The 14,637-nt window shown below is 36.7% G+C and carries 13 protein-coding genes; 6 read left to right on the forward strand and 7 right to left on the reverse strand.

Features of this window, described 5'->3' with window-relative positions:
• Positions 1 to 164 precede the first annotated feature (164 nt).
• Positions 165 to 1,433, reverse strand: a complete 1,269-nt coding sequence (locus tag CLOS_RS10170) for a uracil-xanthine permease family protein (protein ID WP_012159801.1) — start codon at positions 1,431 to 1,433, stop codon at positions 165 to 167.
• 356 nt (positions 1,434 to 1,789) lie between these two features.
• Here CLOS_RS10170 and CLOS_RS15645 point away from each other — a divergent pair, with 356 nt between their 5' ends.
• Positions 1,790 to 1,957, forward strand: a complete 168-nt coding sequence (locus CLOS_RS15645) for a CDIF630_02480 family spore surface protein (RefSeq protein ID WP_012159802.1) — start codon at positions 1,790 to 1,792, stop codon at positions 1,955 to 1,957.
• A 43-nt stretch (positions 1,958 to 2,000) separates the two neighbouring features.
• Here the strand turns inward: CLOS_RS15645 and nifJ are convergent, their stop codons facing one another.
• On the reverse strand, positions 2,001 to 5,531 hold the full coding sequence (nifJ, locus tag CLOS_RS10175; RefSeq protein WP_012159803.1) for a pyruvate:ferredoxin (flavodoxin) oxidoreductase: 3,531 nt from the start codon (positions 5,529 to 5,531) through the stop codon (positions 2,001 to 2,003).
• A gap of 260 nt (positions 5,532 to 5,791) precedes the next feature.
• On the opposite strand from nifJ, the gene thrC reads away from it, so the two are divergent.
• The 3 genes from thrC to CLOS_RS10190 are packed head-to-tail and all read left to right on the forward strand — an operon-like array spanning position 5,792 to position 8,628.
• Entirely contained in the window at positions 5,792 to 7,279 is a 1,488-nt protein-coding gene (gene thrC / locus CLOS_RS10180; protein WP_012159804.1) for a threonine synthase, read from the forward strand.
• 9 nt (positions 7,280 to 7,288) lie between these two features.
• Positions 7,289 to 8,182, forward strand: coding sequence for a homoserine kinase (gene thrB, locus CLOS_RS10185; RefSeq protein ID WP_012159805.1), 894 nt, complete (start codon positions 7,289 to 7,291; stop codon positions 8,180 to 8,182).
• 5 nt (positions 8,183 to 8,187) lie between these two features.
• On the forward strand, positions 8,188 to 8,628 hold the full coding sequence (locus CLOS_RS10190) for an ACT domain-containing protein (protein WP_012159806.1): 441 nt from the start codon (positions 8,188 to 8,190) through the stop codon (positions 8,626 to 8,628).
• Positions 8,629 to 8,682: 54 nt separating this feature from the next.
• On the opposite strand, the gene CLOS_RS10195 is transcribed toward CLOS_RS10190, so the two are convergent.
• The gene (locus tag CLOS_RS10195) at positions 8,683 to 9,363 is read right to left on the reverse strand and encodes a beta/alpha barrel domain-containing protein (RefSeq protein ID WP_012159807.1); all 681 of its coding nucleotides are present in this window, start codon (positions 9,361 to 9,363) and stop codon (positions 8,683 to 8,685) included.
• 147 nt (positions 9,364 to 9,510) lie between these two features.
• Here CLOS_RS10195 and CLOS_RS10200 point away from each other — a divergent pair, with 147 nt between their 5' ends.
• A complete protein-coding gene (locus CLOS_RS10200; RefSeq protein WP_012159808.1) occupies positions 9,511 to 10,008 on the forward strand; it encodes a hypothetical protein in 498 nt (165 codons plus the stop codon).
• A 133-nt stretch (positions 10,009 to 10,141) separates the two neighbouring features.
• The gene (locus tag CLOS_RS10205) at positions 10,142 to 11,755 is read left to right on the forward strand and encodes a putative manganese-dependent inorganic diphosphatase (protein WP_012159809.1); all 1,614 of its coding nucleotides are present in this window, start codon (positions 10,142 to 10,144) and stop codon (positions 11,753 to 11,755) included.
• A gap of 170 nt (positions 11,756 to 11,925) precedes the next feature.
• Here CLOS_RS10205 and CLOS_RS10210 read toward each other — a convergent pair whose 3' ends face one another.
• From CLOS_RS10210 to yedE, 4 genes are all read right to left on the reverse strand, one after another.
• Positions 11,926 to 12,837, reverse strand: a complete 912-nt coding sequence (locus CLOS_RS10210; RefSeq protein WP_012159810.1) for a chemotaxis protein — start codon at positions 12,835 to 12,837, stop codon at positions 11,926 to 11,928.
• 113 nt (positions 12,838 to 12,950) lie between these two features.
• Positions 12,951 to 13,220: a DUF3343 domain-containing protein gene (locus tag CLOS_RS10215; RefSeq protein ID WP_012159811.1), complete on the reverse strand. Its 270-nt coding sequence runs from the start codon at positions 13,218 to 13,220 to the stop codon at positions 12,951 to 12,953.
• A gap of 9 nt (positions 13,221 to 13,229) precedes the next feature.
• The gene (locus CLOS_RS10220) at positions 13,230 to 13,442 is read right to left on the reverse strand and encodes a sulfurtransferase TusA family protein (protein WP_012159812.1); all 213 of its coding nucleotides are present in this window, start codon (positions 13,440 to 13,442) and stop codon (positions 13,230 to 13,232) included.
• Positions 13,435 to 14,547, reverse strand: coding sequence for a YedE family putative selenium transporter (gene yedE, locus CLOS_RS10225; RefSeq protein WP_012159813.1), 1,113 nt, complete (start codon positions 14,545 to 14,547; stop codon positions 13,435 to 13,437). Before yedE ends, CLOS_RS10220 begins: the two co-directional genes overlap by 8 nt.
• Positions 14,548 to 14,637: the final 90 nt, after the last annotated feature.

Consider the following 14,637-nt stretch of genomic DNA (forward strand, 5'->3'; position numbering starts at 1 on the left):
TCATCTCCTAATTCACTATTTTAGTTTAAAGTGCTCACATTAATTATAACCAATATTTTTCTCAACTAACAAGTTTTAATAAATTTACATTTGTTTGGTTATAAAGAAAAAATCCCTCTATACATTATATAATAAAGAGGGATTGATATCAAACTAAGGTGTTTTTATTGGTTTTGTGCTTTTCTATTGAATATGATATTTAATACGACGCCGATGATTGCAGCGAAGCTTAACCCCTGTATCTGAACAGTTTCACTAAGGGCAATTCCAACATATATTCCTGTGTGTTTTTCTATGAAGCCTGCACCTAATCCTAGAATTAAAATTGTAGCCATAATAATTATATTTTTGACATTGAATTGAACCTTGCTATTTCTTATGGTATTCACACCGACTAAAGATATCATACTGAATAACATCACACTGATACCACCCATAACAGGTGTGGGTATGGATCTCAAGAAACCACCTACCTTTGCTACAAAGCCAAGGATGATAGCAAATACAGCTGCAAGCCTTAATATGCTCGGGTCATAATTCTTAGTAATCGCTAGTACGCCCGTATTCTCTCCATAGGTTGTATTGGCTGGTCCTCCCATGATTCCTGCAACCAATGTGGCGATTCCATCTCCTAACAACGTTCTATTCAAACCTGGATCTTCAATAAAGTTTTGCCCTACAACTTCTCCATTTGTTGTAATGTCTCCAACATGCTCCATGAATACAGCTAAAACGATTGGGGCTATCATTGAAATTGCACCGATATGAAACTTAGGTAGCGTAAAGTTTGGTATCGCAACCAGTGCCGCTTCCGCTATCGGTGTACTATCAATGATACCAAATTGTACAGACATAATATATCCAACGATGACCGCTATTAATATGGATAATTGCTTAATAAATCCTTTTGCAAAGAAGGTAACCCCTAATGCTGTTCCTAAGGTGATGATGGCTATCATATAGTTGCTAGACGCCATACCTATGGCTGTTGGCAATAGGGTTAAACCGATGACCATAATCATTGGCCCCACCACTTGTGAAGGTAAAAATCTCTGTATTTTTTCCACACCTATTTTTTTTATAAAGAATGCAAACATGATATATAATAAGCCTACTATAACCATTCCGCCCTGTGCATAAGCTAAGTCCCCATATCGCTCTCTAGCTTGTATAATGACACTGATAAAGGCAAAGGAGGATCCTAAGAATACAGGTACCTTCTTTTTTGTACAGTAATGGAATATCAAAGTTCCTATTCCAGCAGAAACAAGTGCAACGGAAGGATCTAAGCCCGTTAGGATTGGCACCAGTACAGTAGCACCAAACATCGCAATTAGATGCTGTAGTGCTAGAACAGCCTTTTTTAAGGCTTGTCCGAAAGAAACTTCTTTTTCTAAGGTCTTTGTTGATTCTGATAATGTGTTGACTGACATAAAAAAACCTCCTTTTAAATTTGCATGCTTGCATACCAAGGAGAAGTTCCTATACTTTCTCCTTTTCGATCTCACAGGATCGATTTAAAGGTATTATTTATTTCTAATTCTTTATTCTTTAATGCCGGAATTAAAAAAACTTCTTACGTGGGCCGCAAGAAGTTATAATAATTACAATCAATTACAATTCAGTAATTTATTATCATCTTACCAGCCTCACGGGACTGCATTAAAGATTTATTTTCTTCAGCTAGTATAACACCTTTGATATGGATTAGCAAGTAAAAATTTAATTTGATGGTATTTGGTAAATATATTTTTACGCTTTTGAAATACTAATAAAAAGGAGTGATTCTATGCCAAAAAACAAAATAAAAGCATATGAAGTGTCAAAACCCATTGAAAATCATGAGACTGCTGCATGGGCTAATATAGATCAATTGAAAGAAGAATCTAGAGTTCCCATTCCAAATGAAACAGAAGTAATCAATGCTAAAAAATGGGTAGATGCCAATCGCAAATAACCATAATAAAAGACCAGCGGAAGCTGGTCTTTTATTATGGATGCTATTCGTATTGGATATCGGCTAATCGTTTATAGGTTAAATACCGATCCTTCGCATCTTCTTCAGCGGCCTTAAATAACTCCTCTGCCAATTGTGGGAATGTATTCATCAGCTGGGAATATCGAATTTCTCCTGCAATAAACTCTTTGAAAGATTCTGTTGGTTCCTTGGAATCTAATATAAATGGATTTTTTCCTTGTTCTTTTAAATCTGGATTGAATCGGTATAGATGCCAATACCCAGCATCTACTGCTTTCTTTTCCTGTCTTACAGAAGTGCCCATGCCGCTTTTAATCCCATGGCTGATACACGGCGCATAGCAAATGATCAGAGATGGTCCCTTATAGGCCTCTGCCTCCGTAATGGTTTTAATCAGATGGTTCATATTGGCTCCCAAGGCTACCTTTGCTACGTAAACGTACCCATAGGTCGTCGCCATTAACCCTAAATCTTTCTTTCTTATCTTTTTGCCGGAAGCCGCAAATTTAGCAACAGCAGCCGTAGGTGTTGATTTCGAAGCCTGTCCTCCCGTATTCGAATAGACCTCCGTATCCATTACCAGTATGTTGATATCTTCGCCAGATGCTAGTACGTGATCCAAACCACCGTACCCAATATCATAGGCCCAACCATCTCCACCAACGATCCAAATAGATTTTTTAATGAGATGATCCTTGAGCTTTAAAATTTCTTTCACTGTTGGATGGCTACCATGGTTATGTTTTTCTATTACTTCTAATATTTTCTTGCTGATCTCCTTAGATTTTGCACCATCTTCTTTGTACTGCATCCATTCCTTAAATAGATTTTTACATTCTTCGTCTAGATTAGAATTCAAGCTGACTTCCATTAAATCCCTTATTTTATCTCTGGCTTGTCGGGATGCTAAAGCCATACCGTATCCAAATTCAGCATTATCCTCAAATAAAGAATTTGCCCAGGACGGACCTCTGCCACAAGGTAACGTTGTATAAGCCATAGATGGTGCGCTGGCTCCCCAGATAGAAGAACAACCCGTTGCATTTGCCATCATCATTCGATCTCCATAAAGCTGGGTCAGTAGTTTGATGTAGGCAGTTTCTCCGCAACCAGCACATGCACCAGAAAACTCTAAGAGGGGCTTTGCAAATTGACTACCCTTCACGGTTTTTCGATCCATGAATTCTGGCTTATATTGAATGTTTTCAGAAGCGTAAATCCAATTTTCGGCCTGACTCATGATTTCCTTCTCTGCTTCTACCATAACCAATGCTTTTCCTGGGGCTGGACAAATATCGGCACAATTGCCGCAGCCAGTACAATCCAACGGACTTACTTGAATACGGTATTGTAAATGCTCTACACCTTTGCCCATTGCATCTTTTGTTTCAAAATCTGCTGGCTTTTGCTTCATTTCTTTCTCATCCAATAAGAATGGTCGAATTACAGCGTGAGGACACACATAGGAGCATTGGTTACACTGAATACATTTTTCTATTTGCCACTGTGGAATCATTACAGCGATTCCTCTTTTTTCATATGCCGTGGTTCCAAGGGGATAAGTCCCATCCTCCATACCTTTAAAAGCACTAACTGGTAATTCGTCTCCTTCTAATCTGGCCATAGGTCTTTGAATATCCTTTACAAAATCCGGTTCGTCTTTCATCATTCTTCCTTCATCTTTTGCATTCAACCAACTAGAGGGAATCTCTATTTTGACCAATGCTTCAGAACCCTTATCCACTGCCCTATAGTTCATCTCTACAATTTTATCGCCTTTCTTACCGTATGTGGACGCTATGGATTCTTTTAAATATTGAATGGCGTCCTCCATAGGGATAACTTGAGCTAGTTTAAAGAAAGCAGATTGCATAATCATATTGATTCTACCACCTAAACCAATTTCTTTAGCGATTCCAATAGCATCAATAATATAGAATTTTGCATTTTTCTCTGCAATGGCCTTTTTAATGGCAGTTGGCAGTTTCTCGTCCAACTCCTCTTTTTTCCAAGAACAATTCAGTACAAAGGTTCCATTCTGCTTTAATCCATGTAACAAATCATAATGGTATACATAGGAACTATTGTGACAGGCAATAAAATCTGCATTATTGATTAAATACGGTGATTTGATTGGTTGCTTTCCGAATCTTAGATGGGATACTGTAGTACCGCCAGATTTCTTACTATCATATGAAAAATAAGCTTGTGCATACAGATCCGTTTTATCACCAATGATTTTAATGGCTGTTTTATTAGCGCCAACGGTACCATCGGAACCCAAGCCCCAGAATTTACACTGAATGGTTCCTTCTGGTGATGTCTCTATACTATTACCGATAGGAAGGGATGTGTTGGTTACATCGTCGATGATTCCTATGGTAAATCCATTTTTAGGCTGATTGCTTTTTAAGTTATCAAATACGGCTACAATTTGAGCCGGTATTGTATCCTTTGAACCTAGACCATATCTGCCCCCAATAATCAGTGGTTTATTTTCTTGTCCGTAGAAAAGGCTTCGAACATCTTCATAAAGTGGTTCGCCTAAAGATCCGGGCTCTTTTGTTCTATCGAGCACGGCAATTCTCTTTACAGATCTTGGGAATACGTTAAAGAAGTATTTTTCCGAGAAAGGTCGGTATAGGTGAACCTTCAACAGTCCCAATTTTTCTCCTTTACTGTTCAGATAATCGATGACTTCTTCTATGGTCTCACATACAGAACCCATAGCAACAATAATATTTTCTGCATCTGCGGCACCGTAATAATTGAAAGGTTTATATTCCCTTCCTGTAATTTTATTGATGGATTCCATATAATTAGAAACAATATCTGGAATCGCTTTATAGAAATTATTTGCAGCCTCTCTTCCTTGGAAGTAAATATCTGGATTTTGTGCAGTACCTCGAATGACAGGATGCTCCGGATTTAAAGCCCTCGCCTTAAATTCTTCGATGGCTGAATAATCTACTAACTTCTCTAAATCCTCGTATTCCATAACCTCTATGTTTTGAAATTCATGAGAGGTTCTAAATCCATCAAAAAAATGTAGAAATGGCACTCTTCCTTTAATGGCAGATAGATGTGCAACACCAGCTAAATCCATGGCTTCCTGAACACTGTTAGAAGCCAGCAGTGCAAATCCAGTTTGTCTCGTCGCCATCACATCCTGGTGATCGCCAAATATAGACAAAGCATGGGTGGCAATCGCTCTAGCACTGACATGGAATACTGCTGGGAGAAGTTCTCCTGCCATCTTATACATATTCGGAATCATCAGCAATAGGCCTTGGGAAGCTGTATATGTGGTGGTTAAAGCACCCGCTTGAAGAGAACCGTGAACTGCTCCTGCTGCCCCTGCTTCTGATTGCATCTCTGCTACCCTTACAGGTTGTCCAAATATATTTTTTTGACCGTAGGCAGCCCATTCATCTACGGACTCTGCCATAGACGATGAAGGTGTAATGGGATATATGGCGGCAACATCTGTAAAAGCATAGGAAACGTATGCAGCAGCCTGATTACCATCCATTGTTTTTCTTTTCCTAACCATATGCATTCTCCTTTATTCAGATCTGTTATTGATATAAAACGATTTATACCTTTGTATTATCTTACTTTTTTCCAGTTATCATACCTAAAATAGCGAAAAATTAGGACTTTGTACAATCCCCCTAAAAACATTACAGTTCCTTTTAAAAATACATATAATTTAAGAAATTACGTCTATACTAAAAACACTTGTATTTAGATGAAGAACATTGTATCATAGATTACATATGATTTTCTTATAAAGATAGGAGGATTTACCCTATGGAAACCCTAAAGTATACAAGCACGAGAAATCACTCAATTTCCGTTTCGTCCGTCGAGGCAATCATAAAAGGCTTAGCGGAAGATGGTGGACTATATGTTCCTTCTTGTTTTCCACCACCCTATGCCCTCGAAGAAATTAAAGATTTAGACTATAAAGAACTTGCAGTTAAAATTATTCACCGTTTTTTTTCTGATTTTGAACAAGACGAGATTTGTTCCTTTGTGAACAAAGCATACGATGGTAAATTCCATAGTACAGAAATAGCACCCTTGGTTAAGAAAGGCGAGGTTCACTTTTTAGAATTATTTCATGGTCCTACTTTAGCATTTAAAGATATGGCCCTTACATTCCTTCCTTATTTATTAAAGGGGGCTTTGGACAAAAACAACTTATATAAAGAAGTGGTCATACTGACTGCTACCTCTGGGGATACGGGTAAGGCTGCCTTAGAAGGATTTAAGAATATTGATGGCATTCAGATCATTGTATTTTATCCAACCTTAGGCGTTAGCGAGATCCAAAAGAAACAAATGATGACCCAGAAGGGCCATAATGTACACGTTATTGGTATTCTTGGTAATTTTGACGATGCACAAAATGCACTGAAGGAAATATTCAATCATGGTGAATTTAATCGTCATATAGAGGCAAATGGATATACGCTCTCCTCCGCCAATTCCATCAACATCGGTAGATTGATTCCTCAAATCGTTTACTACTTCTATGCCTATTTTCAGTTGGTAAAGAATAAAGAAATATTGATGGGGGAACCCATTAATATTGCTGTTCCTACTGGGAACTTTGGTAATATATTGGCCGCCTACTACGGTATGAAGCTGGGTCTACCGATTCATCAATTTATATGCGCATCGAACGAAAATAAGGTTTTGGCAGATTTTTTTAGTTCTGGCATATATGATTGTCGGAGAGATTTAAAGCCCACCATATCCCCTTCAATGGATATCTTGATCTCCAGCAATTTAGAGCGGTTCCTATACGATTTAAGTGATGAGAACTCTACTTTCATCAATGAAACCATGAAAAGATTAAAAACAGAGGGCTTCTATTCAATTCCAGAATATATGAAGGAAAAGCTGACTCTTTTTTATGGCGGTTCTGCCGATGAAGAGAAAATTTATACTGCTATAAAGAAGGTTCATGAACAATGGAATTATGTGATGGATCCACATACAGCAGTGGCTTACTCCGTATATGAAGACTATGTCCATCAAACAAAGGACAACACTAAATCGATCATCGTATCTACGGCAAGCCCTTTCAAGTTTACGAAAAGTGTATGCAGTGCTTTACATATGGATGTGGACGATAAAAATGACTTTCAGCTCATCGGTGAATTTGCCGATAAAATGGGCATCCCTATTCCTCTCCCTGTGAAAGATATTCATCAACAAGAGAATTTACACAATACGGTATGTAACAAAGAGGAAATACAGAGCATTATCGAAAATATATTGAAAGTGTAGGTGATTCCTATGATCGAAATAATTGTACCAGCCACAACAGCCAACATCGGCCCGGGCTTTGATTGCCTAGGAATGGCTTTAAATTTATATAACAAGGTGCTCTTTGAAGAGATTGAAGACGGTCTGCAGATTCATGGATGTGAAGAACGCTTTAACAATAAAGAAAATCTAGTCTATACCTCTATGATTCACACATTTAAAAAAGTAGGATATACGCCGAGTACGGGATTTAAAATAACCATGGATTGTCATATCCCCGAATCTAGAGGTTTAGGAAGCAGTGCAGCCTGTATATTGGCTGGCGTAATCGGCGCCACTGAACTTTCCAATAGCAAATTGAACAAAGAGGAAATTTTAAAAATCGCAACTGAAATTGAAGGGCATCCGGATAATATTACCCCTGCACTTTTTGGCGGAATGACGGTATCCATTCAGGATCAGACTTCCATCCATTTCAGCAAAGTACCCATACAAAATAATTTTAGGATTTACGGACTCATTCCCAATTTTACCCTTTCAACGAAGGAGTCCCGAGCAGTTCTTCCTCAAGAAGTTTCCTTCCAGGATGCCGTTTTTAATGTAGGTAGAACAGCCCTCATGCTGGCCTCTTTTATGAATGGCGATTTAGAATTATTAAACTTTTCAATCGATGATAAGCTCCATCAAAACTACCGGGCATCTTTAATCCCCGAGTACCCTTCGATTATTGAAAAATTAAATTTCTTAGACATAAAAGGAAGCTTTTTAAGCGGTGCAGGACCTGCTATAATAGTGATTGCTGGCAAAGACAATTTAGGACTCGCAGATAGAATACAAAACCGTATGCTTGAGCTGGAAAACAAATGGACAGTCAAAGAATTTAACATGGATACTCAAGGCGCTTTAATTAAAAGATGGAGGTAATTAGAATGAATAACAGCAGATTTTTAGTGATAGATAAGGAAATACTGCCAGATATTTTTGAAAAGGTTATAGAAGCCAAGGAATTGCTTCGTACAAATCAAGTGAAGGGGGTTACAGAAGCTACGAAGGCAGTAGGCATCAGCAGAAGTGCATTCTATAAGTATAAAGACTACGTTTATACTTTAAGTGATAGCAATGTTGGAAAAAAAGTAACGCTTTCATTCCTTCTTTCACACCAAGCAGGAGTTCTTTCCAATGTGCTCCATATCATATCCGTCAATAATGGAAATATTTTAACCATCAACCAAGATTCGCCCATTAATAATTTCGCTAATGTGAATATTATCTTTGATATTACAGAAATTAGTAAAAAGCTGGATGATATTATCCAAGAAATCGAAAGCATCGATGGTGTGGAAAAGCTTGAAATACTTGCTTTAGAATAAAGAAAGGCTGTACTTTTAAGAATTTTTTAAAAGTGCAGCCTTGTTGTATCTATTCTATTGATTTTGCTGGTTTACATTGTCTCTATATCTTTGCATAACCTCTGTAAATAAATCTGCCGTAGATGGCGGTGTATAAGTGATCGCATTAGCTCCCGCTTCTATAGTTTCCAGTATACTTTCATCCGTTGGACCACCGGTTGCTATAATGGGAACCTCTGGAAATTCCTTTCTAATTTGTGCTACTATTTTGGCTGTATTTGGACCTCCAGAAACGTTGAAAATTCTTGCACCAGCCTCTAGTTTACCCGCATAATCATCATATTGGCTAATTACCGTTGAAATAATTGGAATATCAATTTTTTCATTCATTTCTGAAATGACGTCTTTATCCATCGGACCATTTACAACGACACCATAAGCCCCCATAAGCTCTGCTTGTAGAGCAATTCCGATGGACCTTTGTCCTGTCGTTAATCCACCACCAACACCACAGAATACAGGAACAGTGGCTACCTCTAATATTGCTTGAGTGATCGATAGCTGAGGTGTAAAAGGATATACTGCAATAATTGCATCTGCATTGGTATTTTTTATAATCGCTACATCCGTTGAAAATAAAATAGATTTTATTCTCTTTCCTAGAATTCGAATACCACTGGCTTTTGAAATAACACGGGGGACATCTACAATCTTGTCTCTCAATTTAAGTTTTATTTCTGGAACGATCTTTTCCATCTGTAACACCACTTCCTTTTACATTCGTATTTTTTAAATAATTCATAGGAATAAAAATTACATTATACTATATCCACATCTATGGTACAATATATAAATAGATTTTACTAGCAAATTTTAAAAGAAATCATGCTGGAGGGATTTTCCGTGTCAGAAATACAGTCTCACAACAAACCACTACAAGCTTTGATACGAATATATAAAATACTGATGATTACATTGTCTTTGGGGATTATGTTTTTGTCTGTTTGGGATATCTTTTTTACATTGCAGGAAAGAACCATCCATCTGATCAATCAATTTGATCTGTTGATTATGTTCATATTTATTATGGATCTTTTGGTTAATTTAAAGCTTTCAAAAGATAAAAAGAATTTTATTAAGATGAGCATCATCGAAGTCATTATTATTACACCCTTTGCAGTGTTTTTAAAAGTTCCTGTATTCTTTAAAAAATCCAATGGTATGGGCAACCAGGCCGTTTATATGGCACACCATCCAAAATTAAAGGGCTTTATCAGTACGATTTTGTCGCAAAAATTTATCTTGAGATCCATTGCCTTCGTTATGAAACCCAGCGTAATCAGAGCAACAAAGTTTTTCAACCTATCAAGAAACTATTTTAACAAGGTTAAAAAAGATTAAAATATTATGTTTGGAACATTCATTGTTTAGCATAAGAATCTTAATATTTGCTCCCTTTACAAAAAATTAATTTTTAAAAAACACTATTATTTTTTGGTATAATAGAGCAATAACTGTTTTAAGGAGGATTATAATGTCTGTTTTAATTTTTGGGCATAAAAGCCCAGATACGGATTCCGTGTCTTCTGCCATTGCCCTGTCTCATTTAAAAAATCAGCTGGGCTATGACACGATTCCTTGCGTATTAGGAAATATCAATAAAGAAAGTAGCTATGTCTTAGACTATTTCAATCTATCATCTCCTCAGATGATATCCGATGTTAAGGTACAGGTAAAGGATTTGCAGTATGATTTTGCAAAGGGAATATCTCCAGAAAAATCCATCCTCTCCACCTATAATTTAATGGAAGAGAATGCCTTAGAAACAGTAGGTGTCGTGGATGAGAGCAATAATTTACTGGGTATTATCAGCATGAAGAATATTGCCATGGGCCTCATTCACGGAGATTTTTCTCATTTAGAGACCTCCTTAGAAAATATACTCCAGGATTTAGATGGTCGGCTGCTTTCTGGGGACCGAAAATTTTTTGATGGTCATATTTCTATTATAGCATATTATTATAAGAGTGTTGAAGGTCAACTTAGTAAAAATGATATTGTTATTGTTGGCGACCGGTACGATATTATTGAATACGCAATTCTATCCAAGGTTCAACTTATTATCATTACTGGGGGTCAAGAAATCCCGCAAAAATATATCGATTTGGCCAATGAAAATAATATTACCATGATCTTAGTGAAAAGAGATACATACTATACCTCTAAAATAATTAATATGTGTAACTACACCAATCGAATTATGCGAACACAAAATATCATCAAGTTTAATGAAATGGAGTATTTAGATGAAGTGAAAGATGAACTCAGTCATAGTCATTTCAGAAACTATCCCGTCATCAGTAACGAAGGTGCATTTTTAGGATTTATCAACAGAAAGCATATTATGAATCCTACGAGAAAAAAAGTGATTTTAGTGGACCACAACGAATATGGACAAAGTGCAGAAGGTCTTGGAGAAGCTGAAATCTTAGAAATTATCGATCATCACAAAATAGGGGATATTTCAACTTCTGTACCAATTAATTTTAGGAACAATAACGTAGGTAGCACTTGTACCATCGTATACGCTATGTATAGAGAAAATAATATTGAGATTCCTTTTGAAATTGCTGGCATCTTATTATCTGGGATATTATCGGATACACTGCTATTTAAATCTCCTACAACAACCAGCTTTGACAGAATGGCTGTGGAAGATTTAAATAAAATTTTAAAGATTGATATTGATGAGTTTGCTATGGATATGTTTAAGTTTGGCACATCGTTAGAAGGACAAAGCATCGAAGAAATATTTTATAAGGATTTTAAAGAATTCCAATTGGAAACATTCAAAACAGGGATTAGTCAGGTCTTCACCTTAGATATCGATGATGTATTCAACAGAAAGGAGCTATTTGTCAATTATATCAAAAAAATTCATAAACGAATGGATTATGATATTACGTTACTGCTGGTAACGGATATTTTAAGAGAAGGCTCCTATATTCTGTATCAGTGCAAACATAGCAGCATTATACCTTCTGCTTTCAATACCACCGATGAGCAAGGTATCTTTGTAGAAGGAATTGTCTCTCGAAAAAAACAAGTCATTCCAAAAATTTTAGATGCAATTCATCTAATACGCTAAAAACATTTCGCAGTTTCACCACTCAAATTTATTCATGCCCTCTGGTCGTGCAGGTTTGGTGCTCACTCTATTGACCTACCATCACTTTATTGCTCCTTTGGGTCCCATAAATTTAGTTGGGTCATAAAAAAGCAGTTTATTCGTTCAACACTAATAAACTGCTTTTTTTCTTATAAAATTAATTGATCGATAATATCTACCAGATTCGCAATCTCTGGCTTACTGATTTGAGCATTCGCCCCAAGGCTCTCGCCTTTTCTCTTCATATCCTCTGAAATTAAAGATGAGAAAATAATCACGGGAAGCTTTGATAAATCTTCATCTGTTTTGATCAACTTCGTTAAATGGTGCCCATCCATTTTAGGCATTTCAATATCTGTAATAACGCAGGATACTTGATCCGTCAGTTTTCTAGTTCGATCTGCTCTGAGCTTCTCCAATGTATCCCAGGCCTCACGACCATTATCCGTTACAATCAAATTGCTATACCCTGCTTCGTGGAGCGCTTGTACCAATATCCTTGACAGCATCTCTGAATCCTCAGCGATCAATATGGGCTTATTGCTTCTCTCTCTCGGTCCCATGGATTGGATATCAGAAAGCTGTATCCCTGTACTTGGACTGATATCCGTCAATATTTTTTCAAAATCCAATATAATGATCAATCGATCGTCTTTCTTTACGATTCCAGTGGATATGCCCTCTACGCCGCCATAGATCGTATTGTCCGGCTTTTCTATTTGTTCCCATGAAAATCTATGGATTCCTACAACCTTGTGAACTTGAAAGGCTACCGAAATTTTATTAAAATGGGATATTATAAATAAGTTATTAGACTCATCCTCTTCAGATTTCATATTCAAATATTTTGGAAGATCTATAACTGTTACAATATTTTCTCGAGGCTTAAAAATACCTCTAATACAAGGATGTGATTTTGGAACCTGTGTCACATTGGTAAAAGGAATGATTTCTTTTACCTTTGCAACATTAATACCAAAATAGTTGTTCCCTATTTTAAATTCTACAATCTCTAGCTCATTGGTTCCACTTTCCAGAAGAATTTTTTGCCCTTCGTTCATATAATATCCTCCCCTACAACATTTTGCTAAAATCAACTCTATATTTGGATTATACCATAATTCATTGATCTATAACAAAAGTTTTGGAATTATATTATAAGGTCTTATATTTTTTATTTTTTCACTAAATTTCTATACCAGCTTTGCTTCACTTCTTTTTCTATGGTATGAAATGCGCCATATTCCAAATTGTTTTCATCACATAATTCTACAATAACGAGCTGGTCTTCACAGGAAACTTCTCCAGCGATTCCGCAGCTCGTGCTAATCTGCCTAGGAACTGGAATTAGTCTTACATTTAAATGATTTTCCTTCAATAACTTTTCAAACTGAAGTGCATGGTATGTAGAATGGAAGGTCATAACACAATAAGTATCTTTCAAATGAACCACCTATTTTTTTATCATCAGCGAATATCCGTCTTGGTTTTCTGAGCACTCCATATCGTAGCCCTGACTTATTACAAAGCGCTGAATATTTTCTACTGCCACCTTCGCATCAACTAAAACCTCTATGGTATTCTCCTTATATTTTGAGATCGCTTCCTTCGTCATTAAAACTGGCTCTGGGCAAGATCTACCCCTGGCATCAATTATTCTATGCATGAATTTCTCCTCCTTTTGTATTGAGATCTTCTTTCCTTGATCTTATTCTCTTATTGTATTGAATAACATTATAGCCAATCCCTAACACTACTACAAAACCAATGATGACTGCAATCTTACCATTTATGCCAACGCCACTTGGACTGGCTGCTAAACCAAAGTTATGAGCAAAAGCTGCTCCTGCCATTAGACCTAGAACCGTAATGACAGCATCTGCATCTCCTTCTCCAGCTAAAATCGTCTGTCTCAAAGGACATCCACCTAGTAGCGCAGATGTAATACCTGCTAATACCATTCCCAAGAAGTTCCATAAAAAATCAGTATGAGCTATTGGTTGCCCAGTGAACCCAATTTTAAAACTTTCGGGATTTAAAGCCAAGTTTCCAATTAGGGCAAATACAAAGATTCCGATTAATCCCCATAGAAAATAGAAATCTTTAATTAGTATCGCATCTCTAAAACCACCAGCAGTGCAAAGTCTCGTCCTCTGTAGAATAATTCCAATGATCAGTCCTGCCGTTAAAGATACCAGTGCGGGTGCTTTCAATGCCCCAGGTCCATTCTCGCTAAATAGTAAAAAAGCTGGTTTTAAGAATAATAGAACTAAAAGTCCAACTGCAAATACAGGCATGATATACCCGTTGGATTCTGGCTGACTTACACTTCTACCTAAGCTGAAGCCTCTTTTTATAAATTGAATTCCAATAAAAATTCCAAAAACATAACCAATTAATCCAACAACAGCATTTAAATCTCCATTAGCTAGTCTTAAGATCATTCGTAATGGACATCCTAAAAATACTAAGGCACCAATCATGAGAAAAAATCCTAGTACAAACCTTAATAAGGGAGAGGATCCGCCCCTTGCTTTAAACTCTCCTTTCATTTTAGCAATGATAAAGGAGCCTAAAATAAATCCTGAGATTTCTGGTCTAATGTACTGAACATTGCCTGCGCCATGGAGGCCAAGTCCCCCAGCAATATCTCTTAGAAAACAAGCCACACATATTCCCATGTTTACAGGATTGCCCAGTTTAACTAATAATGCAGATATGAATCCTATAATGCCTCCAGCTACTATAATTTTTCCTTTCCCCTGTTTCATTTCAATCCTCCTAATTTTGTATTTACACTCAACTCTATATTAATAAATTATTAACAAACTTTACAATTGAAATTTTCTATCTGTTGGTAA

It is taken from the genome of Alkaliphilus oremlandii OhILAs, from assembly GCF_000018325.1.
Classification (GTDB): domain Bacteria; phylum Bacillota; class Clostridia; order Peptostreptococcales; family Natronincolaceae; genus Alkaliphilus_B; species Alkaliphilus_B oremlandii.

Bases quoted from the DNA above. Each gene is read 5' to 3' on its own strand.
- CLOS_RS10170 (WP_012159801.1), bottom strand. From the start codon at position 1,433: ATGTCAGTCAACACATTATCAGAATCAACAAAGACCTTAGAAAAAGAA.
- CLOS_RS15645 (WP_012159802.1), top strand. From the start codon at position 1,790: ATGCCAAAAAACAAAATAAAAGCATATGAAGTGTCAAAACCCATTGAA.
- nifJ (WP_012159803.1), bottom strand. From the start codon at position 5,531: ATGGTTAGGAAAAGAAAAACAATGGATGGTAATCAGGCTGCTGCATAC.
- thrC (WP_012159804.1), top strand. From the start codon at position 5,792: ATGGAAACCCTAAAGTATACAAGCACGAGAAATCACTCAATTTCCGTT.
- thrB (WP_012159805.1), top strand. From the start codon at position 7,289: ATGATCGAAATAATTGTACCAGCCACAACAGCCAACATCGGCCCGGGC.
- CLOS_RS10190 (WP_012159806.1), top strand. From the start codon at position 8,188: ATGAATAACAGCAGATTTTTAGTGATAGATAAGGAAATACTGCCAGAT.
- CLOS_RS10195 (WP_012159807.1), bottom strand. From the start codon at position 9,363: ATGGAAAAGATCGTTCCAGAAATAAAACTTAAATTGAGAGACAAGATT.
- CLOS_RS10205 (WP_012159809.1), top strand. From the start codon at position 10,142: ATGTCTGTTTTAATTTTTGGGCATAAAAGCCCAGATACGGATTCCGTG.
- CLOS_RS10210 (WP_012159810.1), bottom strand. From the start codon at position 12,837: ATGAACGAAGGGCAAAAAATTCTTCTGGAAAGTGGAACCAATGAGCTA.
- CLOS_RS10220 (WP_012159812.1), bottom strand. From the start codon at position 13,442: ATGCATAGAATAATTGATGCCAGGGGTAGATCTTGCCCAGAGCCAGTT.
- yedE (WP_012159813.1), bottom strand. From the start codon at position 14,547: ATGAAACAGGGGAAAGGAAAAATTATAGTAGCTGGAGGCATTATAGGA.